This is a genomic window from Kocuria sp. SL71, assembly GCF_026672465.1.
GTDB classification, from domain to species: domain Bacteria; phylum Actinomycetota; class Actinomycetes; order Actinomycetales; family Micrococcaceae; genus Kocuria; species Kocuria palustris.
Window position 1 is genome coordinate 377,256 of record NZ_JAPPRE010000001.1, and the last position, 20,884, is coordinate 398,139.

The following is a 20,884-nucleotide window of genomic DNA, read 5'->3' on the forward strand; positions in this document are numbered from 1 at the left end:
CTGCCCGATGAGCGGGGCGCCCCGTTCAATCGGGTAGGTCTCCCAGGTCGGGCTAGAGTAGCGGGGTGAGCGACCTCCCGACCCCGCTGGAACGTGCCCGCTCCCTGTCGCGGGACCGTGCCCTGACCGAGCAGGCCGATCAGCATGCGATCACCCTCGAATCGATCCTCGCCGTGCTCCGCTCCGGCCGACTCGCGGATGCTGCCGCGCGCAGGGAGGCCACGGAGATCGCCTCCTCCGCACTCATCCGTGCTCGTTCGGTCCATGCGCAGCAGGAGAGCGTGCTCGAGCCGGTGGCCGAGGCATTCTCGCGCCTGCGCACCGAACTGCGTCCTCTGATCCGCTCCGGGCCACTGCAGGTCCAGTTCGCCGAGCCTCCTGCGCGAGGACGGGCGCTGCCGGGCCCGGTCGCTCGGGAAGCCCGCGCCATCTCCCGCACAGCAGTGCTCTCGCTCATGGACCGCGCGGACGCTGCACGCGCCCGGATCGGCTGGGACTGCGATGGCCGCAACCTGCTGATGGAGGTCCGTGACGATGGGGGAACCGCGGTGACGGCGGACGACGACACACTGCGTCCGATCGTGGAGCGAGTGGTGGCGCTCGACGGAACCATGGACGTGGAGACGACCCCGGGCTGGGGGACGACGCTGCGGATCGAGATCCCGCTGGACCCACCCAGCGCAGCGCTCACCGTGGAGGGCGCCGAGGAACTCACCGACCGCGAGAAGCAGGTGCTGCGCCTGGTCGCGACCGGGATCTCGAACCAGCGCATCGGCGACCAGCTCGGGATCACGGCGAACACCGTGAAGTACCACGTGGCCAACTTGCTGCGGAAATACGGCGCCCGCACGCGCGCCGAGCTCGCAAGCATCGCTCACTCCGATGATGCGCACCATCCGAGCTCCCGGACTCGATAGCGGGCCTCGGTCCGGACGGTGACTGCGGTGCCCCGACCTGGCACCCGGCGCGGAAGATCCCACCATCACCGGTCGGCCGGCACTGCGAGCGGTGGCGTACCCGCAGCATGGGCGTGGGTCCGGGCTGTCGAGCGACGGTGACCACCAGCGGACATGGTGCGCATCCTTCTGGGCCGCCCATCGGCCACGCCAGATCAGATGTCACCTCTCCGTGCGGCAGTGCCCTGCGTGGAACGGGTTCCTCGCCGGCATGGTCGCCCGCGACCTCGCCGGGGAGCGCATGGTGACATCGGATGCGCATGCGGGGGGGGTCACGGCGATCGCCGCGCATCTGCCCGGGGCGGCCCGGCGGCGGAGTCGCACCCACTGCGTCGTGAACCTCATGGCCGTGACCTCGAAGAGCTGGTGGCCGGCGGTGAAGGCGATGCCGCACGGTGTCCATGACCAGCCCGACGCGAGAGCGGTGAACGCGCAGCTGTGACTGATACGCTCCGGCACCGCCCGCGTCCCACCGTGTTCCGGGTTCGCGGATCGGCCTCAGGCCTTCGCCGCCTGGGTGCGGCTCCCGCGACGGCTGGATTCCAGCATCTCGGTCAGTGAGCGCGCGTCATAGCTGCCCATCATCCGACAACCATCGACGAAGAACGTCGGGGTCATCTTGGCGCCGCTCGCCTCCGCGCTCGCGATGTCCCGCTGCACCCTCTCAGCAACCTCGTCGCTGTCGAGATCCTCGATGAACGCCTCGACATCGAGGCCCAGCTCAGCCGCGTAGCCGATGAGATCCTCCCTCTCCAGCGCGTGCTGCCGAGTGAAGACGAAGTCGAGCCACCGCCAGAACATCTCCTGTTTCGCGGCCGCCTCGGCGGCCCGTGCGGCGAGGGGGCCGTGAGGATGGTGAGGCAGATGCCGCACGACATAGCGCAGATCGTCACCGAAGCGCCCGTGCAGGTCTTCCCATGACCCAGTGGCGTGCGCGCAGAACTCGCACTCGAAGTCCACGAACTCCACGAGGGTGAGCCGGGCGTCCTCCGGTCCGCGGATGTGATCCACCTCGGGGTCCACCGGAGAGTCGAGCGTCATCGGGAGATCCGCCGTCTCCTCTCCCCACCGACGGGCCGCGACCTTGAAGATCGACCAGCCCAGAACAGTAGCGAGCACCATCGCCACGAGCACGCCCAGCGTCGCCTGGCGCCCCAGATCAGAGGAGGAGTCGAAAGCGAGGCTGATGACCAGCAGCGACACGGTGAAACCGATGCCCGAAAGTGCTGCCCCGCCGAACACGCTGCCCATTCCGACTCCCTCCGGCAGTCGGCCTGCGCCCATCCGAACGGCGAGGAGCGTCGCGATCCCGATTCCGAGGAGCTTGCCGAGCACGAGCCCCGCGATGACGCCCCACGTCACAGGCGAGCCCAGCGAGTCGGCCACCACCCCGCCGCCCAGGTCGACCCCGGCATTGGCCAGAGCGAAGATCGGCACGACCAGCAACGCCGTGGGGAGACGGAGGTACTCGTGCAACCGCTCGTTGACCGACACGCCCTTGGACAGCCCCCGTCCGACGGCACGCGCCGAGGAAGCGCTCGGGGATTGCCAGAAGTCGCGGAACAGCTGCCGGGCGGCGACCACCTCGTGCCGTTGCGTTGGGTAGGCGGGGATCAGAAGGCCGGCGATCATGCCCGTCAGCGAGGCGTGGATGCCGGAGGACAGAGTCGCCAGCCACAGCACGATGACGATCCCCACATACGGAGCAGCACTCCACTGCCGGGAACGGCCCAGCAACCACAGGGCGACGAGGCAGCCGAGAGCGACCAGCAGCGGGACGGGCCGGATCTCCTCGCTGTAGAACACCCCGATGATCGACACCGCAAGGAAGTCGTCGACCACCGTGAGAGTCAGAAGGAAGACGCGAAGCTGCCCGGAAAGCCGGGGGCCGACGATCGCGAGAGCACCGAGCATGAACGCCGTGTCCGTTCCGACGACCGCCCCCCACCCGCGAAGCCCCTCGCCACCGGACGCTCCGACGACCAGGACATACACCAGCGCGGGCAACGCCACGCCCGCGACACCGGCGATCGCTGCCAGGCGTGCGCGACTGCTGTCCCGCAGGGCCCCATACGCAAACTCCTGGCGCACCTCGAGACCCACGACGAAGAAGAACACGACCATGAGCCCGTCGTTGATTCAGTGGTGCAGATCCAGGTGCAACCCGAACGGGCCGACGTCGATCCCTACGTTCTGGTGCCACAACTCGAAGTAGGAAGAGGACAGCGGCGAGTTCGCCCAGAGGAGGGCGAAGGCCGTGACAATGATGAGCAGCATGGCCGATCCCGACTCCGTGCGGAGTCTTCCGGCTATGCCCCGGGGGGATGAGCTTGAGTGAGACACCGCTGCATTCTGCCTGAACATGCTGGCTAGCGGTGCCGCGGGACGGGAGGATGGCACGCAACGTCAGCGCTCGAAGAGCCGTCGATAGGGACTGCCGCACGATCAGGTCAGGTCAAGATGACCTGACCTATTCCATGCGGCAGTCCCTCCTCACCTGACGTGCCACTCAGTGTTCCCCGAGATGACGACACACGATCGACATCCCGCCCTGTCCCATCGCGAGAGGCCGATTCTTCCCGTCCGTCACTATGACCGAGCGTCTCTCCACCGCTCCAACGCCCTTGCAGTGAATCTTCGACCGGTCGCGGGGAAGGTCGCAGCCTGCGAGGAAGCAAAAGGGTCGGCAGCGACATCGAAGGGAGGGCCCCTGCGAGGGTCAGCGGATGCGTTAAGCGGGTCATAACTGCACGAATGATCATTCTGCGTCGCTACTTTGCGGTCACTTCCCGGCTTGCACGGGTGTGTTCCCCCAGGTCGGAGAAGTGTTATCCACACCCTGGACCAAGGTCCATGTACCGCCTGCCCCCTGAGCTCTAGATTCCTCGGCAATCGGGGTTGTCGAGCGGATGGGGGTCCGTGATGGCTGCAGTGCTGCAGGGGCAGACGCGCCCACGGGGCTTGTCTGCGGTGCGTGGGCGTCGTCGAGCCGGACAGGTCGAGGAGTCGCAGCTCAGCTCACGGGTGATCGCCGAGGTCCGCGAGCAGGTGCGTCGTCGGGGTCTGGATCCGTTCGATGCGCCCACCGAGGTGGCCTCGATCGTCGACGCCGTCCTGAATGAGCACGATCAGATCTCGGCGCGCACGGGCTCCGCGTCGTTCGAGGACCTGGAGGAGGTCCGCCATCGGATCCTGGACGCTGTCGCCGGCTTCGGGGTGCTGCAGCCGCTGCTCGACGACGACTCGATCGAGGAAGTGTGGATCAACGGCCCCGATGAGGTGTTCGTGGCCCGCAGCGGAGAGTCCGAGCTGACGGGGCTGCACGTGGAGCCGGAGGAGGTCCGGCAACTGGTGGAGCGGATGCTGCGACGCTCCGGCCGACGCCTGGATCTCAGCTCGCCGTTCGTGGACGCCTCCCTTCCCGACGGCTCGCGCCTGCACGTGGTCATTCCGGATGTCACCCGTGAGCACTGGTCGGTGAACATCCGCAAGTTCGTGGTGGCGGCACGACGGATCGCGGACATGGTCCGACTGGGCTCCATGAGCCAGGAGGCGGGGACGTTCCTCTCGGAGGCCACGCGGGCGGGGCTGAACATCCTGGTCTCCGGAGCCACGCAGGCGGGCAAGACCACCATGCTCAACTGCCTGTGCGCGCAGATCGACCCGCGGCAGCGCGTGGTCACGGTCGAGGAGATCTTCGAGCTGCAGATCCCGCTGCGCGACGTGGTCGGGATGCAGTGCCGGCAGGCGAACCTCGAGGGCACCGGCGAGATCCCCATGCGCCGGCTCGTGAAGGAGGCACTGCGGATGCGACCTGATCGGCTGATCGTGGGGGAGGTCCGCGAGGCCGAGTCCCTGGACATGCTCATCGCGCTGAACGCCGGCCTCCCGGGGATGGCCAGCCTGCATGCGAATTCCGCGAGGGACGCCGTCACCAAGATCTGCACGCTGCCGCTGCTCGCGGGCGAGAACATCTCCTCGGCGTTCGTGGTGCCCACCGTGGCCGCGTGCTTCGATCTGGTGGTCCACTGCCGTCGTCGCCCCGACGGGCACCGAGAGGTGGAGGAGATCCTGGCCGTCGGCACCCGGGTCGAGAACGGGATCATCGAGACGTCGACTCTGTTCCATCGGGTCGGCGGCGATCTGGTCGCAGCCGGTGCCGAGGTTCCGGCCCCGGGGAAGTTCGCTCTTGCGGGCATCTCCACCGAGCAGGTGCGCGAGTGCCTGGGCCGCAGCCGTGACGACGGGTCGGGACGATGATCACCGGTGTCCTGCTCGGGCTGCTGCTCGGGGCCGGACTGTGCCTGATCTGGTGGTCGTTCTGGACCCAGGTCACGCCGCGTGCGCAGCGACGGCGTCGTGAGGGACTTCTGCGCCGGCGCCTGGATCGTGCCGGGATGCATGCGGTGCGCCCCGGCTCGTTCGTGCTGCTGTCCGTCGTCGTGGCGGCCCTGGCCGCGGTGATCGTGTGGGCCGTGTCCGGGGGTGCGGTGTTCGGCCTGTGCGCGGGCATCGCGTCGCTGTTCGTCCCGTGGTCCCTGCTGGGGCGGCGCATGCGCCGTCGCTCGCACCAGCTGCGCACCGTGTGGCCGGACGTGGTGGACATGCTGCGCTCGGCGATCCGCGCGGGGCTCTCGCTGCCCGAGGCCCTGGCCCAGCTGCAGCACCGGGGCCCGGAGATCGTGCAGCCGGCCTTCGAGCGCTTCGCCGGCGACTACCGGGCCACTGGGCAGTTCCTCCCGGCGCTGGACGCCCTCAAGGAGGAGCTCGCCGATCCGGTGGCCGACAACATCATCGAATCCCTGCGCGTCACCCGGGAGGTGGGCGGCACGGACCTGGGTCGGCTGCTCGGCACGCTCTCCGATTTCCTGCGCGAGAACTCGCGGACCCGCAGCGAGCTGGAGGCCCGGCAGTCGTGGACGGTCAATGCGGCGCGGCTGTCCGTGGCCGCGCCCTGGCTCATCCTGCTGCTCATGGCCAGCCAGCCGGCGGCCGTGAGCGCCTATGACAGCCCGGCTGGCGCGGTCGTGCTGCTCGGCGGTCTGGCGATCTCCGCGATCGCCTATCGCCTCATGCTGCGCCTCGGTGCTCTGCCCGAACCGGAGCGGGTGCTCCGATGAGCCTGCCTTTCGCCATCCCGCTGATCATCGGCACCGTGCTGGGGCTCGGGCTGTGGCTGATGCTCGTGCCCGCGCCGTCCAGCTCCCGTCGTCGCTTCACGCGTCGAGTGGTGATGCAGATGCGCGCCACGGATCCAGCGGTGCGCCATGCCGAACACGTGCGCACCCGCGACCAGCGCGGACTGCTGGCCGTCGGCATGGCACTGGCCTCTCCGGTGGGACTGGGGCTGGGGCGGCGCCTCGGCGGGGATGCCCAGCGTCAGCTCCTGCGCAGGCTGGAGCGCGAGGGGGCGGGCCGCAGCCTCGCCGACTACCGGACGGAGCAGGTCCTCTGCGCCTTGGCCGGTGCGGTCATCGGCGGCGTCTGGGGCGCGGCGGCTGTCCTGCGACTCGGTGCGCCGGGGCCTGCGGTCCTGCTGCTGCTCATCGGCGGTGCGCTCAGCGGGGCCTGGGCCCGCAGCTGGTGGCTCGGGAACCGGATCTCCGGCCGCGAGACCCGCATGCTCGCCGAGTTCCCCGCGATCGCCGAGCTTCTGGCCCTGTCCGTCGGCGCAGGCGAGTCCACCCTGGGCGCCCTCGAGCGCGTGAGCCGGATCGCCGATGGAGTGCTGGCAGAGCAGTTCCGCTCCGTGCTCGATCGCACCCGCTCCGGTATCCCGCTGACCGAGTCGCTGCAGGAGTTCGCCGACCGGGTCGAGGTCACGCACATCTCCCGCTTCGTCGCGGGCATCGCCGTGGCCATGGAGCGCGGCACGCCGCTCGCCGAGGTCCTGCGCTCACAGGCCCAGGACGTCCGCGACCAGGACAAGCGCGAGCTCATGGAGATGGCCGGGCGCAAGGAGATCGCCATGATGGTGCCCCTCGTGTTCATGGTGCTCCCGCTGTCCGTGCTCTTCGCGGTGTTCCCCGGCATCGCCATCCTCCAGCTCGATCTGTGATGACTTCCCATCCGCGTCACCCTCTCCCGAAAGGCAGCACCATGAACCGCGAGCACTCCTCCCTTCCCGACGCCGTCACCGATGTCCCCGCTGCGGCTGTCCATGCGCACAGACCAGTTGAGCCGGCGGCTCTCCGGCCGCTCGATGATCCCGACCGCGGGGACGTCCCCGGCTGGGTCATGCTGACCCTGATGTCGGCGGTGCTGGTGGCCGGACTCCTGCTGATCGCACAGCCTGCCCTGGAGGGCCTGTTCAATGACGCCATCTCCCGGGTGACCGGTGGCTGAGCCTGCGACTCGCGGCCCGCAGAGGGAGGGGGACGACGGCTCCGTGGTCGCCGAGTGGGCCATGGTCGCCGGGCTCAGCGCGATCCTCTTCGCTCTCACGCTGCAGCTCGTCTTCGCCCTGCACGTGCGCAACGTGCTGATCGATGCGGCCTCCCACGGGGCGCGCTACGGCACGCTGGCGGACCGCGGTCCCGCCGATGCGCAGGAGCGCACGCGCGAGCTGATCACCGGCTCGGTGGGCGCGCGATTCGCCGGCGATGTCACCGCGGTGCCCGCCGAGGTGCAGGGAACTCCCACGCTCGAGGTCCGAGTGGTCGCGCCGCTGCCGATCGTCGGTCCCTTCGGGCCACCCGGGGCGATCGAGGTGAGCGGCCATGCCGTCGACTGGTCCTGAGGCTGCACGCTCCGGGCACGAGGACGACGAGGGCTCGGCCGTCGTCGAGTTCCTGCTCGTGGGTGTGGTCCTGCTGGTTCCGATCCTGATCTTCGTGGGCGTCCTGGCCCAGGCGCAGGCCGCGGCCTTCGCCGCCGTGGCGGCTGCCCAGCAGGGCTCGCAGGTGCTGGCCTCCCAGCCTGCCGGTGAAGTCTCGACGGGGCAGGTCCAGTCCGCCGCGGCGCTTCCGGCTGCGGATCAGGGCTTCGACGACGGCGAGATCGAGGTCTCGGTGACCTGCTCCGACAGGACGTGCGAGGAGGCCGGTGCCACGGCCACGGTCACTGCCGTGGCCACCGTGCGACTGCCCCGGATTCCGTTCGTGGGCACGGCCGAGATCGTCCAGATGGAGCACTCCTCGACAGTCGTGGTCGGGCGGTACTCATGAGGCCAGAGGAGATGCAGCCGGATCACCCAGGGCAGGAGGACGACGGACAGATCTCGATCCTGGTGATCGGGATGATGCTCATCCTGCTGATGGCGGTGATCGTGGTGATGGCGGTGACCTCCGTGCAGCTGGCCGAGCGGAAGCTGCAGGCGCACGCCGACCACGCCGCGCTCGCGGCCGCCGACACCTTCACCGAGCTGCAGGGCACCGAGGGAGCGGGATCGGCCCCCACCGCGGTGCTCGATGACGCCTCCGTCTCCGGTGCAGCGACGTCCTACCTGGTGACGGTCGATGCCGAGCATGACCTGGACAGCCTCGCGGTCGGATCGGGAACGGGCTCCGCCGACGGTCGCACCGCCCGGGTGCATCTGACCGCGGTGGCTCGCCCGCCGGTGGTCGCGTGGTTCATCCCGGCAGGCATCCCCGTCGAAGCCAGCGGGGAGGCCAGGGCGGAGTTCAGCCGGTGAAGGCGGAGCATTCAGCGTCTGCTCCATCGTGCTCGGGATCGAGTCCGGCAATCGCGATCAAGCGTTGTGTGCAGAACCCGGAGGTTCTAAACTGTGATGACATGGATCGTGGACATCGAGCTGATCGCGGAATGGCTCACCTCCCTGGACGGCGGGTCGCGCGAGCAGGTCGTCGCTGCCGTCGAGCTGCTGGAGGAGCATGGTCCGCACCTCGGCCGACCGCTGGTGGACAGTGTCGTGCGTTCCCGACACAAGACCATGAAGGAGCTTCGTCCAGGATTCTCGGGGCGATCCGAGCTTCGTCTGCTCTTCGCGCTCGATCCTGAGCGCCGCGCGATCATCCTGGTCGCCGGCGACAAGGCCGGTGCCTGGAAGCGCTGGTACCGGCAGAGCATTCCGAAGGCTGATGACCTGTTCGACGAGCACCTGCGGACCTTGAAGGGAGAAGGATCGACATGGCCATGAGGATGGACGAGTTCCTCGCGCAGCATCCGGCGGATCGGGCGAACATCGAGGCGCATAAGCAGCGGATGCTCGCGGAGGTGCGCGCCTTCAAGCTCCGCGAGCTGCGGCAGGACGCTGGGCTGACGCAGCAGCAGGTGGCCGAGCGCATCGGCGTGTCGCAGCGGCAAGTGTCCAAGATCGAGCGCGGGGATCTGGACAGCGCCAAGGTCTGCACCATTCGCGGCTATCTCGAAGCCGTGGGCGGCGAGCTGGCCCTGGAGTTCGTCAGCGGCGACGCCCGCGTGCAGGTCGCCTGAGGGGTCCTGCTGGCGGTGGTGCCGTCGTCCTCACTCGAACTGCGCGAAGTCCGGCCGTCGCTTCTCCTGGAAGGCCGCCAGCGCTTCCGCTGACTCGGGGCTGCGCAGGCGGTCGGCGAAGACCTCGATTTCGCGCTGCATGTGCTCCAGCAGCGCGGGGACATCGCGCATCAGGGCCTTGGTCTCGGCCAGCGACGTGGAGGGGCGCGCGAGCAGCTCTGCGGCCAAGCGGCGGGCCTCGTCGTCGAGCTGATCGGTGCCGACCACGGAGGTGGCGATCCCCGTGGACAGGGCCTCCTGGACGCCCATCGGCTGCCCCAGGGCGAACATCGCGAAGGCTCGGGCGTGGCCGATGCGCTGCGGCAGCAGCAGGGTCGAGCACGCCTCCGGCACCAGCGCCAGATCGACGAACGGGACGGTCAGCGAGGCGTCGTCGGCCAGCACCACCAGGTCGCAGTGCAGCAGCATGGTGGTCCCCACTCCCACCGCGCGGCCCTGGACCGCGGCGATCACGGGGGCGCCGCAGGAGATCAGCGCTCGCAGGAACCGGGTGACCGGCCACTGCTCGGCCGGGCGGTCGTCGCCGGCGAGATCCGCGAAGTCCGCCAGGTCGTTGCCGGCGGTGAACAGCCCGCCCTCGGCGCGCAGGACGACCACGCGGACGTCGGGATCCGCATCGGCGCGCTCGAGAGCCTCGGCCAGCCCGGTGTACATCTCGTGGGTCAGCGCATTGCGCTTGTCCGCCCGATCGAGCGTCACGGTGAGGACGCGGTCCTGAAGGCTGACGCTGATGCTCTGGGCCATGTGAGTGTCCTCCCGCCGGATGGTGCACGACGACGCCGCGCAGTGATGCGCGCCACTATGCCATGGGTCGTCGGGGCGGGGTCCAGGCCGTGCCTGTGCCGTCGGCGAGCTGTGATCTACTGAGCGGAGCATCAGGACATGATCTGGATCACAGAGGAAGTGGGAGACCATGCCATCGCAGGGCGGGCACATCATGGGAACGCCGTCGACCATGGGCGACGACGAGCAGCTGACCACCACGCGCCTGCTGCGCGACGCCGCGCGCAGCTTCGGCGACCAGGAGATCCTGTACCGCACGGACGACGGCGCCTGGCAGCGCACCGACTACGCCGCCACCTGGGACCGCGTCCTGCGCATGGGCTCGGCGCTGAGCGGGATGGGCGTGGGTCCCGGCTCCAAGGTGGGCCTGCTGCTGTGGAACGGGCTGCACCACTTCGAGTCCTACTACTCCGTGCCGCTGACCGGGGCCACCATGGTCCAGCTCAACCTGCGCCTGGCCCCGGCGGATCTGGCCTACGTGATCGAGCACAGCGGCGTGTCCGTGATCGTGATCGATCACTGCCTGCTGGATCTGGCCAGCACGCTGCGCCGCCATGTCTCCGAGGGCATCCGCTGGATTGTCGCCTCCCACGACGAGCTGGAGGAGGGGTGGGAGGAGATCGCCGACGGCGACACGTACGAGCAGCTCGTGGCGGGATCCGAGCCGCTCGCGGACATCCCGGACATGTCCGAGCGCAGCGCCTCGGGCGCCTGCTACACGACCGGCACCACAGGTCGGCCCAAGGGCGTCTACTACTCGCACCGCTCCGTGTGGCTGCACGCCGCGGCCATGGCCTGCAACGCCGGGATCACCCTGGATGACGGCGTCATGATGCTCACGCCCATGTTCCACGTCCAGTGCTGGGGCCTGCCGTACGCGGCGACCATGGTTGGGGCGCGAGTGGTGCTGCCCGGGCGCTTCGATCTCAATGACGTCGACGGGCTGATCGACTCGATCGTCGAGTGCGACGTCACGTTCTCCCCGGCGGCCCCGGCTATCCTCATGCCCATGCTGCGCGCCCTGAAGCGCCGCGAGGACCCGCCGCGCTTGGATCGACTGCGCTTCATCAGCGGAGGCAGCGAGCCCCCGGTGTCCATGGTCCGGTCCTTCCATGAGCTCACGGGCGCGCAGGTCATGCACCTGTACGGCGCCTCCGAGACCTCTCCGCTCGTGACGATCAACCGCATGAAGCCGGCCGTGGCCGCCAAGGTCTCCGAGGAGGAGGCCTGGCAGATGCGCAAGTACCAGGGGCTGGTGCCTGCAGGCGTGGAGGTCCGTCTCGTGGATCCGGCGGGGGAGCAGCTGCCCTGGGACGGCGAGACCGTGGGCGAGTTCCGCTACCGCGGCCCCTGGATCACCCGCTCCTACGCGGACAACCCGGAGGCCACGGAGAACGGCTTCGACGAGGATGGCTTCTGGCGCAGCGGCGACATGGGGTACCTGACCGAGCACGGCTATCTGAAGATCACCGACAGGCTCAAGGACGTCATCAAGTCCGGGGGCGAGTGGATCTCCTCGATCGACATGGAGAACGCGCTGGTCGCCCTGGACGGAGTGGTCGAGGCGACCGTGATCGGGGTGCCGCATCCCAAGTGGGAGGAGCGGCCGCTGGCGCTCGTGGTGCGCTCGGAGGGCTCGGCGGTCACGGACGAGTCGGTGCGCGAGCACCTGTCCTCGAGCTTCGCCTCCTGGCAGCTGCCGGATGAGATCCGCTTCGTGGACGAGATCGCACGGACCTCGGTGGGCAAGATCAACAAGAAGAAGCTGCGGGCCGAGTTCGAGGACGCCTACACCGAGCAGTCCTGAGGGGCGCTCGACCGGGCGGGGCTGCGCGGGCCTCAGCCCTGCGCGGTCGGCTCCTCGGGGGGCATCGCGATCCTGACCAGCGGTGCCGGGGCATCGTGCGCGGCGTGATCGGCCGCCGGCTCCAACCGCTGCCAGAGCCGGTCGGTGAGTGGCTGGACCACCATGGAGCCGATCTGGCGCAGCAGCGTGGACAGCACCGAGGTCCGAAGATCCCGGCTGCTGGCGCCTGCACGGCGCAGGCGCCGGGCCTCGCTCAGCGTGAAGTCGACCAGCCGCTCGGCCAGACCGTCCTCCGCGGGTGCGGCCTCGCGTGCGGAGTGGGTGCGCGCGGAAGGCCTGTGCTCGTCGTCGTGGGCTGCGGGCTCGGACCCCGTGGGGTCGTTCCAGACCGGGGCGATCAGGCACCAGCGCAGGTAGCCGGCGATCTCTGGGTGCTCGCGCAGCATGCGCGCGAAGGCCTCGTCGCGCGCCGCCCCCACGGCTGCTGCCGTGTCCGAGGGTGCAGCCTGCGCGGTGGCCGTCTCCAGCGTCTGAGCGATGACCGAGAGCACCAGGTCGTCCACGGCGCGGGTGAGACCCGCCTTGGAGCCGAAGTGATGGCGGATCAGCCCGGGGGCGGCCCCTGCGTCGGCGGCGATCTCCCGCACCCCGGTGCCGGCCGGGCCCTGCCGGGCGTAGAGCTTCAGGGCGCTGGCGCGCAGGCGCTGCGCTGCGGCGGGAAGCTCCGGGGCAGCGTCGCTCGTCGTCGCATCCATCCGGAGTCCCCCTTCGACCAGGCGAGCCGCCCCGTGCGGCCGTCGTCCTGAGCCGGAGTATTGCACGACTGTGCAATCTCGTGCTTGACTGCGGGCACCAACCATGTGAGTCAGACCACAGGAGTCCCACCATGGCCGCAGAGCCGCCGCTGGTCCACGGAGCACCGTCCACCATGGGCGATCACGAGCAGCTGACCACCACCCGGATGCTGCGCGACGCGGCCCGCAGTTTCGGGGATCAGCAGATCTCCTACCGGGACGACTCCGGGCAGTGGCAGTCCACGGACTACGCCGCCACCTGGGACCGGGTCCTGCGCATGGGCTCGGCGGTGGAGGGTCTGGGCATCGGCCCTGACTCCCGCGTGGGAGTGCTGCTGTGGAACAGCCTGGAGCACTACGAGTCGTACTTCTCGATCCCGCTTGTGGGCGCCACCATGATCCAGCTGAATATGCGCCTGGCGCCGGCGGATCTGGCGTACGTGATCGAGCACAGCGGGGCCACGACCCTGATCGTCGATCACACCCTGCTGCGCCTGGCCCAGGGGCTCAAGGAGCACATCCCGCAGGTCACCCAGTGGATCGTCGTGGGCCCGGACTCCTCCCTGGAGCAGTTCGACGGCTTCCCGGGAGTCTCCTCCTACGAGCAGCTGATCGCCGGCTCCCAGCCGCTGGCGCAGATCCCAAACGTGGCCGAGACCACGGCGTCTGCGGCCTGCTACACCACGGGCACCACGGGTCGGCCCAAGGGCGTCTTCCTGTCCCACCGCTCGGTGTGGTTGCACGCCATGGCCGTGAGCTCGAACAGCGGTCTGACGGGCGCGGACAAGGTCATGATGCTCACGCCCATGTTCCACGTGCAGTGCTGGGGCCTGCCCTTCGCGGCCACTGCCGTGGGCGCGCAGATGGTGCTGCCGGGGCGCTTCACGCTCGATGACATGGACATGCTCACCGAGGCCATCCTGGAGCAGCACGTCACGCTGGCCCCGGCGGCGCCGGCGATCCTCATGCCCATGCTGCGCAGCCTCAAGCGCATGGACACCCCTCCGCGCTTGGACGGCCTGCGCTTCCTGTGCGGGGCCAGCGAGCCGCCGGTGTCCATGATGCGCGCCTTCCATGAGCTCACCGGTGCCGAGGTGATCCACGCCTACGGAGCCACCGAGACCTCGCCCGTGGTGTCCTTGAACTGGATGAAGCCGTCTGTGGCCTCGAAGGTCTCCGAGGAGGAGGCCTGGGAGATGCGCAAGTACCAGGGCCTCGTGGTCGCCGGCGTGGACCTGAAGATCGTGGACCCCGCAGGCGAGGAGGTCCCGAACGATGGCAGCACGGCCGGCGAGGTGCGCCTGCGCGGCCCCTGGATCGTCTCCTCCTATGCCGATAATCCCGAGGCCACGGAGGCCGGCTTCGACGAGGAGGGCTACTGGCGCAGCGGCGACGTCGGCTACCTCAACGAGCACGGTTACCTGAAGATCACCGACAGGCTCAAGGACGTCATCAAGTCCGGCGGCGAGTGGATCTCCTCGATCGACATGGAGAACCGCCTGATGGCTCTGGACGGCGTCGTCGAGGCCACGGTGATCGGCGTCCCTCACCCGAAGTGGCAGGAGCGCCCTCTGGCGCTGGTGGTGACCTCCGAGGGCTCCGACGTCACCGACGCCTCGGTGCGCGAGCACCTGGCCGGCGCCTTCGCCGAGTGGCAGCTGCCGGACGAGATCCGCTTCATCGACGAGATCGCCCGCACCTCCGTCGGCAAGATCAACAAGAAGAAGCTGCGCGACGAGTACTCCGACGCCTACCAGCCTGAGTCCTGACGGACCACGCAGCCCGACCTCCCGAACCTCCAGGAAGGCCCCTCCATGACGGCACCTGCCGAAGCACTCATCTTCGACGCCATCCGCACCCCGCGCGGGCTGGGCAAGCCCCGCGGCAGCCTGCACGAGGTCAAGCCCGTCGACCTGCTCGGCGGTCTGCTCGACTCCCTGCGCGAGCGCCACCCGGACATGGACCCGGCGGGCATCGAGGACATCGTCCTGGGCTGCGTGACCCCGGTGGGGGACCAGGGCGCCGACATCGCCCGCACCGCAGCCATCAAGGCCGGCATGCCGGAGAACGTGGCCGGCGTGCAGCTCAATCGCTTCTGCGGCTCGGGCCTGGAGGCCGTGAACCAGGTGGCCGCCCGGGTGCGCTCGGGCTGGGAGTCGCTGCTGATCGGCGGCGGCGTGGAATCGATGTCCCGGGTGCCCATGGCCTCCGACGGCGGCGCGTGGGCCATGGACCCGGCGACCGCGATCGCCACGGATTTCATCCCCCAGGGCATCTCCGCCGACCTGATCGCAACCCGCGAGGGCTTCACCCGCCGCGAGCTCGACGAGTTCGCCGTCCAGAGCCACCAGCGCGCGGCTCGGGCTTGGGAGGACGGCCGCTTCTCCGGATCGGTGATCCCGGTGAAGGACCAGAACGGACTGCAGGTCCTGGACCGGGACGAGACCATCCGACCGGAGGCCACCGTCGAATCGCTGGCCGAGCTCAACCCGGCCTTCGCCAAGGTGGGGGAGGCCGGCGGCTTCGACTTCATCGCGGCCAACCGCTACCCCGAGATCGAGCGGGTCGAGCACCTGCACCACGCAGGCAGCTCGTCGGGGATCGTCGACGGCGCGGCCCTGGTGCTCGTGGGCAGCCAGGAGGCCGGGCAGCGCCACGGGCTGCGGCCCCGGGCGCGGATCGTCTCGACCGCCGTCGTGGGCTCGGAGCCCACGATCATGCTCACCGGGCCCACTCCGGCCTGCCGCAAGGCCCTGGACGTCGCCGGGCTCAGCGCCTCGGACATCGATCTGGTCGAGATCAACGAGGCCTTCGCCGCGATCCCGCTGAAGCTGCTGCGCGACATGGGCTGGTCCCAGGAGCAGACCAACGTCAACGGCGGCGCGATCGCCATGGGCCACCCGCTGGGAGCCACCGGCGCCATGATCCTGGGCACGCTGGTGGACGAGCTCGAGCGCCGGGACCTGGAGCACGGGATCGCGACCCTGTGCATCGGCGGCGGCATGGGCATCGCCACCGTCGTCCAGCGGATCTGAGCACCGAGGATCCGCCCGCGGCAGCACGGCGCACACCAGATCCGACGTCCTCCGACACCCCTGAGGCAGCTCCTCCCCGGCCTGCACGATCCTTCGAAGGGACCCCCACCGATGACGCAGCACGACAGCGACGCCACGACCACCGAGCCGACCATGATCTCCTGGCAGCGCGACGACGACCTGGTCATCCTCACCATGGATGACCCCGGCGCCCCCGTGAACACCATGAACGATGCCTACCAGGACGCTCTGGAGAAGGCGCTCGAGCGGCTCGAGGCCGAGCGCGACTCGATCCGCGGCGTGGTGCTGACCAGCGCCAAGAAGGACTTCTTCGCCGGAGGCGACCTCAAGGCGCTGCGGGCGGCCGGGCCGGGCGACGAGGAGGAGATCTTCGCCCTCACCCAGTCGATCAAGGGGCAGCTGCGCCGCCTGGAGACCCTGGGCATCCCGGTCGTGGCTGCGCTCAACGGCTCAGCGCTCGGCGGCGGGCTGGAGATCGCGCTGGCCTGCCACCACCGGATCTGCGTCGGCGGCTCCCGGGTCAAGCTCGGCCTGCCGGAAGTGAGCCTGGGCCTGCTGCCCGGCGCCGGCGGCATCTCGCGCCTGACCCGCATGCTCGGGATCCAGGCCGCTCTGATGGGCTGGATCCTGCCCGGGGCCCAGAAGTCCCCGGCACAGGCACTCGAGACAGGAGTCATCGACGAGGTCGTCGAGTCGCCGGAGGAGCTGCTGCCCGCGGCGAAGGCCTGGCTGCGCGAGCACGCCCAGGGCGAGGACGCCGCGGTCAAGGCCTGGGACGTCAAGGGTTTCCGCATCCCGGGCGGCGGCCCCTCGCAGCCGTCGTTCGCCCAGAACCTGCCCGCCTTCCCCGCCAACCTGCGCAAGCAGCTGAAGGGAGCGGACCTGCCCGCTCCGCTGGCGGCGCTGAGCACCGCGATCGAGGGTGCGCAGGTCGACTTCGACACCGCCTGCCGGATCGAGTCGCGGTACTTCACACAGCTGGTCACCGGCCGGGTCTCGACCGCCATGATCCAGGCCTTCCACTTCGACCTGCAGGCCGCCCGAGCGGGCCGGTTCCTGGGCGAGCGGACCACGCAGCCGCAGAAGGTCTCCTCGGTGGCCGTTCTGGGCGCCGGGATGATGGGCGCGGGCATCGCCTACGAGTGCGCCCGCGCCGGGATGACCGTGCACCTCAAGGACGTCTCCGTGGACAAGGCGGAGAAGGGCCGTCAGCACAGCGAGTCGCTGCTGGCCAAGGCCGTGCAGCGCGGGCGGATGACGCAGGAGGAGGCCGATGAGGTCCTGGGCCGCATCCTGCCCACCGATCAAGCGTCGGATCTGGCGGGCGTCGAGGCCGTGATCGAGGCGGTCTTCGAGGACCCCGATCTGAAGGCATCCGTGTTCGCCGAGGTGGAGGCTGTCGTCGGGCCGGACACGCTGATGTGCTCGAACACCTCCACCCTGCCGATCACCTCGCTGCAGTCCCGTCGTGAGCGGCCGGCGGATTTCATCGGCCTGCACTTCTTCTCGCCGGTCGAGAAGATGAAGCTGGTCGAGATCATCAGCGGCGAGCAGACCTCCCAGCGCACGCTCGAGCGGGCCTATGACCTCTCGCAGCAGATCCGCAAGATCGCGATCAGCGTGGGCGACGGCCGGGGCTTCTACACCTCGCGCGTGTTCGGCACCCTGCTGCTCGAAGCCGTGGCCATGCTCGACGAGGGCGCGGATCCGCAGGTGATCGAGCGCCGCGCCTCGCAGGCGGGGTTCCCGGGCACGCCGCTGGCGATGTTCGATGAGATCTCCATGAACCTCATGCGCCACATCCGCGATACCGAGATCCAGGCCGCCCATGCCGAGGGCCGAGAGCGCCCGGTGGCTCCCGGCGAGGCGCTCGTGGACCGCATGGTGGAGGAGTTCGAGCGGCCCGGACGCGCTGCCGGGGCGGGCTTCTACGACTACCCGGACGACGGCGGCAAGCACCTGTGGCCGGGGCTGAGGGAGCACTTCGCACGCGGCACCGAGCTGCCGGCCGAGGACATGAAGGACCGGCTGCTGTTCCGCATGGCCCTGGAGACCGCGGCCTGCTTCGAGGAGGGCGTGCTCACCGACACGGCCTCGGCGAACATCGGCGGGATCTTCGGCATCGGCTTCCCTCCGGCCACCGGCGGCCCGGCCACCTTCATGACGAACTACGAGGGCGGCCTGGCCGGCTTCATCGCCCGGGCGGAGGAGCTGGCAGCGGCCTATGGCCCGCGCTTCGCGCCCTCGGACTGGCTGCGGGCCCGAGCGGACGAGGGGACCCTGGCATGACCGAGCGCCCCGAGCCCGGCCCCGCCCAGCCCGCCGCGCGCGGAGGGGCGGTGCCGTCCGGGGCGCTCGAGGACCTCGTGGTGGTGTCGATCGCCCAGAACCTCCCGGGACCGGTGGCCGCGGCGCGCCTGCAGGGCCTGGGCGCGCGGGTCGTGACGATCCAGCCGCCGTCCGGAGTTCCTCTGCGCCACCAGCTGCCCGAGCTGTTCGAGCACCTCCACCGGGGCCAGGAGGTCCTGAGCCTGGACCTCAAGTCGGACGAGGGCCGAGAGCGCCTCGAGGGCCTGCTGGAGGGCGCGGACCTGCTGCTGAGCTCCTCGCGGGCCGGGGCGCTGCGACGGCTGGGCCTGGACTTCGCCTCGGTGCATCCCCGGCACCCGGGGCTGTGCCAGGTCGACCTGGTGGGCTTCCCCGGCGACCACGCCGATCGTCCCGGGCACGATCTGAGCTTCCAGGCCGGGGCGGGGCTGCTCGACCCGGACCGTCTGCCCCGCACGCTGAGCGCGGACATGCACGGCGCCGAGCAGGCCGTGAGCGCAGCCCTGACCCTGCTGCTGTCCCGCGAGCGCCACGGAACCCGCGGGCCCGACGGCCGCTGGGCCAGCGGTGGCGGCCATGAGCAGATGGCGCTGAGCGAGGCCGCCCTGGATCTGGCACTGCCGGTGCGCTGGGGGATGACCGGCCCGGAGTCGCCGCTCGGGGGAGCGAGCCCGTACTACCGCATCTACCCGGCCGCCCAGGGCCACGTGGCGCTGGCGGCCCTGGAGCCGCACTTCGTGCAGGCGCTGGTCGGCCTGGGCCTCGACCCGCAGGGCGACGTCCCGGAGCAGCTCACCTGGCTCCTGGCCGAGCGCACCGCACAGGAGTGGGAGGACTGGGCGGCCCGAGCCGGGGCCCCGCTCACCGCTCTGGCTGAACCCGTGCGTCCGGGCCCGAGCCCGGACCGCCCCGAATCCGGAGCCCCCTGACCCAGACCCCGGGCCCGCAGCAGCGACGTCCCGGTCGCATCGCAGAAGGAGAGCCATCATGAGCGCAGAGCACATCGACATCGCAGATCTGCCGGAGGCGGACCTGCTGGATCACCGCAGCGCGCTGCCGCAGGACCAGCAGCGCAGGCTGCGCGAGCTGCGGGAGTTCCTGGACGCGGAGATCCGCCCGCATACGGCCGAGCACTGGTCGCGCGACGAGTTCGCCCCCGAGCTGGCCGCCAAGTGCGGCGAGTTCGGGCTGGGCGATCTGCGCTCGCCGGACACCGACTCGGTCTTCCGCGGCTTCGTGGCAGCCGAGCTGGCACGGGCGGACATCTCCATCAGCGTCTACCTGGCGCTGCACAGCGACCTCGTGATGGCCACCCTCGACGAGCTGGGCTCCGAGGAGCAGAAGCAGCAGTGGCTGCCGCCCATGCGCCGCATGGAGTTCACCGGCTGCTTCGCCCTGACCGAGCCCGACCACGGCTCAGACGTGGCAGGTGGGCTGGCCACCACGGCGCGCCGCGACGGCGATCACTGGGTGCTCAACGGCACCAAGCGCTGGATCGGCAACGGGACGATCGCCCGCATCGCGATCGTGTGGGCCCGCGACGAGGCCGACGGCCAGGTCAAGGGCTTCATCGTGGAGACGGACACCCCCGGGTTCACGGCCACCAAGATCGAGCACAAGATCGCGGTGAAGATCGTGCAGAACGCGGACATCACCCTCGAGGACGTCCGCATCCCGGCGTCGAACCACCTGCCGGGCACCAGCTCCTTCCGCGACACCAACGTGATCCTGGAGCAGTCCCGTGCGGGGCTGGCCTGGCAGTCCGTGGGCGCGCAGATGGCGATCTTCGACGTCGCCCGCCGGTACGCCCTGGAGCGCCGGCAGTTCGGCCGCCCTCTGGCCGGCTTCCAGCTCACGCAGGATCACCTGGTGCGCATCGCGGCCAACACGACCGCCTCGGTCGGGATCGCCCACCGGATGAGCCAGCTGCGCGCCCAGGGCACGGCCACCATGGGCCAGGCGGCCATGGCCAAGCTGAAGACCTCCCAGATGGCGCGCGAGTCCGCTGCGCTGGGCCGCCAGCTCATGGGCGGCAACGGCATCCTGGTCGATCGGGAGATGGGGAAGATCTTCAGCGATGTGGAGGCGATCTTCACCTACGAGGGCACCGCGGAGGTCAACACCCTGATCGTCGGACGCGCGCTGACCGGGGTCTCCGCGTTCGTGTGAGTCGGCACATGCCCGCTCAGCCGTCGGTGCGCCGCCCCACGCAGCGCGCCGGATTCCCTGCCCAGATCTCGTCCTCGCCGGTGGAGCCCAGCACGACGGCGTTCGCACCCACGATCGTGCCTCGGCCGATGCGGGTGACCCCGGCACCGCCGAGCACCTTGCACCCGGGGAAGAGCACGACGTCGTCGCCGATCTCCAGGTGCTCGAACGGCGAGTCGGCGCGGGGGAGGTGCGCATCCTTCCGCCCGATGGTCACCTGCTGATAGATCCGCACGCGATCGCCGATCGTGACCTCCGGATAGATCACGGTCCCGAAGCCGTAGTGCACCAGCTGCAGTCCGTCCCCGATGCGCACCTCGGCGGGCACGGAGAGGTTCAGCGGCAGGGCGGCCAGCCGTGCCAGGCGCCAGTTCCTGCGTGCGACGAGCCTCTCGGCGATGCCCATGGAGTTCCTCCCGATCCGGTGCTGCGGGCCGCACCCGAGTCTTCCGCGCCGTTCGTGAGCAGGGAAGAGGGACAGATGTGGACAGACGACGA

Annotated in this window: 20 protein-coding genes and 2 pseudogenes; 17 read left to right on the forward strand and 5 right to left on the reverse strand. The window is 70.0% G+C overall.

The genetic code is table 11. The annotated features are described in order from the left end of the window. The first annotated feature begins 65 nt into the window (after positions 1-65). Positions 66-917, forward strand: coding sequence for a LuxR C-terminal-related transcriptional regulator (locus OVA15_RS01805; protein WP_058871302.1), 852 nt, complete (start codon positions 66-68; stop codon positions 915-917). Positions 918-1,143: 226 nt separating this feature from the next. Continuing rightward, positions 1,144-1,392: pseudogene (locus OVA15_RS01810) on the forward strand (transposase); the annotation flags it as partial. 62 nt (positions 1,393-1,454) lie between these two features. Here OVA15_RS01810 and OVA15_RS01815 read toward each other — a convergent pair. Further along, complete coding sequence (locus tag OVA15_RS01815) at positions 1,455-2,078, reverse strand: DsbA family protein (RefSeq protein ID WP_326493301.1); 624 nt, start codon at positions 2,076-2,078, stop codon at positions 1,455-1,457. Beyond that, positions 2,058-3,320: pseudogene (nhaA, locus tag OVA15_RS01820) on the reverse strand (Na+/H+ antiporter NhaA); the annotation flags it as partial. The pseudogene nhaA and the gene OVA15_RS01815, both read right to left, overlap by 21 nt. Before the next feature lie 606 nt (positions 3,321-3,926). On the opposite strand from nhaA, the gene OVA15_RS01825 reads away from it, so the two are divergent. The 9 genes from OVA15_RS01825 (at position 3,927) to OVA15_RS01865 (ending at position 9,350) form a co-directional block, all read left to right on the forward strand. Next, positions 3,927-5,216: a CpaF family protein gene (locus tag OVA15_RS01825; RefSeq protein WP_144792223.1), complete on the forward strand. Its 1,290-nt coding sequence runs from the start codon at positions 3,927-3,929 to the stop codon at positions 5,214-5,216. Further along, a complete protein-coding gene (locus OVA15_RS01830) occupies positions 5,213-6,076 on the forward strand; it encodes a type II secretion system F family protein (protein ID WP_053447110.1) in 864 nt (287 codons plus the stop codon). Before OVA15_RS01825 ends, OVA15_RS01830 begins: the two co-directional genes overlap by 4 nt. Then, positions 6,073-7,014: a type II secretion system F family protein gene (locus tag OVA15_RS01835; protein WP_053447111.1), complete on the forward strand. Its 942-nt coding sequence runs from the start codon at positions 6,073-6,075 to the stop codon at positions 7,012-7,014. Before OVA15_RS01830 ends, OVA15_RS01835 begins: the two co-directional genes overlap by 4 nt. Before the next feature lie 41 nt (positions 7,015-7,055). Beyond that, positions 7,056-7,301 carry a hypothetical protein gene (locus OVA15_RS01840; protein ID WP_006215278.1) on the forward strand — a complete coding sequence of 82 codons (246 nt, stop codon included), beginning with the start codon at positions 7,056-7,058 and terminating at the stop codon, positions 7,299-7,301. Then, the gene (locus tag OVA15_RS01845; protein WP_024290839.1) at positions 7,294-7,695 is read left to right on the forward strand and encodes a TadE/TadG family type IV pilus assembly protein; all 402 of its coding nucleotides are present in this window, start codon (positions 7,294-7,296) and stop codon (positions 7,693-7,695) included. Before OVA15_RS01840 ends, OVA15_RS01845 begins: the two co-directional genes overlap by 8 nt. Then, positions 7,676-8,122, forward strand: coding sequence for a hypothetical protein (locus tag OVA15_RS01850; protein WP_268142724.1), 447 nt, complete (start codon positions 7,676-7,678; stop codon positions 8,120-8,122). The genes OVA15_RS01845 and OVA15_RS01850 overlap by 20 nt, the downstream gene beginning before the upstream one ends. 11 nt (positions 8,123-8,133) lie before the next feature. After that, positions 8,134-8,589, forward strand: a complete 456-nt coding sequence (locus OVA15_RS01855) for a pilus assembly protein TadG-related protein (RefSeq protein WP_268142726.1) — start codon at positions 8,134-8,136, stop codon at positions 8,587-8,589. 108 nt (positions 8,590-8,697) lie between these two features. Then, a complete protein-coding gene (locus OVA15_RS01860; RefSeq protein ID WP_268142728.1) occupies positions 8,698-9,054 on the forward strand; it encodes a type II toxin-antitoxin system RelE/ParE family toxin in 357 nt (118 codons plus the stop codon). Further along, a complete protein-coding gene (locus OVA15_RS01865; RefSeq protein ID WP_268142729.1) occupies positions 9,045-9,350 on the forward strand; it encodes a helix-turn-helix transcriptional regulator in 306 nt (101 codons plus the stop codon). Before OVA15_RS01860 ends, OVA15_RS01865 begins: the two co-directional genes overlap by 10 nt. A 30-nt stretch (positions 9,351-9,380) precedes the next feature. Here the strand turns inward: OVA15_RS01865 and OVA15_RS01870 are convergent, their stop codons facing one another. Further along, complete coding sequence (locus OVA15_RS01870) at positions 9,381-10,154, reverse strand: enoyl-CoA hydratase (protein WP_206389961.1); 774 nt, start codon at positions 10,152-10,154, stop codon at positions 9,381-9,383. 169 nt (positions 10,155-10,323) lie between these two features. On the opposite strand from OVA15_RS01870, the gene OVA15_RS01875 reads away from it, so the two are divergent. Then, positions 10,324-12,000 carry a long-chain-fatty-acid--CoA ligase gene (locus tag OVA15_RS01875; protein WP_268142732.1) on the forward strand — a complete coding sequence of 559 codons (1,677 nt, stop codon included), beginning with the start codon at positions 10,324-10,326 and terminating at the stop codon, positions 11,998-12,000. A gap of 32 nt (positions 12,001-12,032) precedes the next feature. Here OVA15_RS01875 and OVA15_RS01880 read toward each other — a convergent pair whose 3' ends face one another. After that, positions 12,033-12,755, reverse strand: coding sequence for a TetR/AcrR family transcriptional regulator (locus tag OVA15_RS01880; protein WP_268142734.1), 723 nt, complete (start codon positions 12,753-12,755; stop codon positions 12,033-12,035). 131 nt (positions 12,756-12,886) lie between these two features. On the opposite strand from OVA15_RS01880, the gene OVA15_RS01885 reads away from it, so the two are divergent. The 5 genes from OVA15_RS01885 to OVA15_RS01905 all read left to right on the forward strand — a co-directional run bounded on the left by OVA15_RS01885 (position 12,887) and on the right by OVA15_RS01905 (position 20,347). Continuing rightward, positions 12,887-14,563 (forward strand): long-chain-fatty-acid--CoA ligase, encoded by a 1,677-nt coding sequence (locus OVA15_RS01885; protein WP_268142736.1) that lies wholly within the window; start codon positions 12,887-12,889, stop codon positions 14,561-14,563. Positions 14,564-14,608: 45 nt separating this feature from the next. After that, positions 14,609-15,829, forward strand: coding sequence for an acetyl-CoA C-acetyltransferase (locus OVA15_RS01890; protein WP_268142738.1), 1,221 nt, complete (start codon positions 14,609-14,611; stop codon positions 15,827-15,829). 111 nt (positions 15,830-15,940) lie between these two features. After that, entirely contained in the window at positions 15,941-18,139 is a 2,199-nt protein-coding gene (locus OVA15_RS01895; RefSeq protein ID WP_268142739.1) for a 3-hydroxyacyl-CoA dehydrogenase NAD-binding domain-containing protein, read from the forward strand. Further along, positions 18,136-19,107 (forward strand): CoA transferase, encoded by a 972-nt coding sequence (locus OVA15_RS01900; RefSeq protein ID WP_268142741.1) that lies wholly within the window; start codon positions 18,136-18,138, stop codon positions 19,105-19,107. The genes OVA15_RS01895 and OVA15_RS01900 overlap by 4 nt, the downstream gene beginning before the upstream one ends. A 58-nt stretch (positions 19,108-19,165) precedes the next feature. Beyond that, the gene (locus tag OVA15_RS01905) at positions 19,166-20,347 is read left to right on the forward strand and encodes an acyl-CoA dehydrogenase family protein (RefSeq protein WP_053447122.1); all 1,182 of its coding nucleotides are present in this window, start codon (positions 19,166-19,168) and stop codon (positions 20,345-20,347) included. Positions 20,348-20,363: 16 nt separating this feature from the next. Here OVA15_RS01905 and OVA15_RS01910 read toward each other — a convergent pair whose 3' ends face one another. Next, positions 20,364-20,792: a hypothetical protein gene (locus OVA15_RS01910; protein ID WP_268142743.1), complete on the reverse strand. Its 429-nt coding sequence runs from the start codon at positions 20,790-20,792 to the stop codon at positions 20,364-20,366. Between the last annotated feature and the right edge of the window lie 92 nt (positions 20,793-20,884).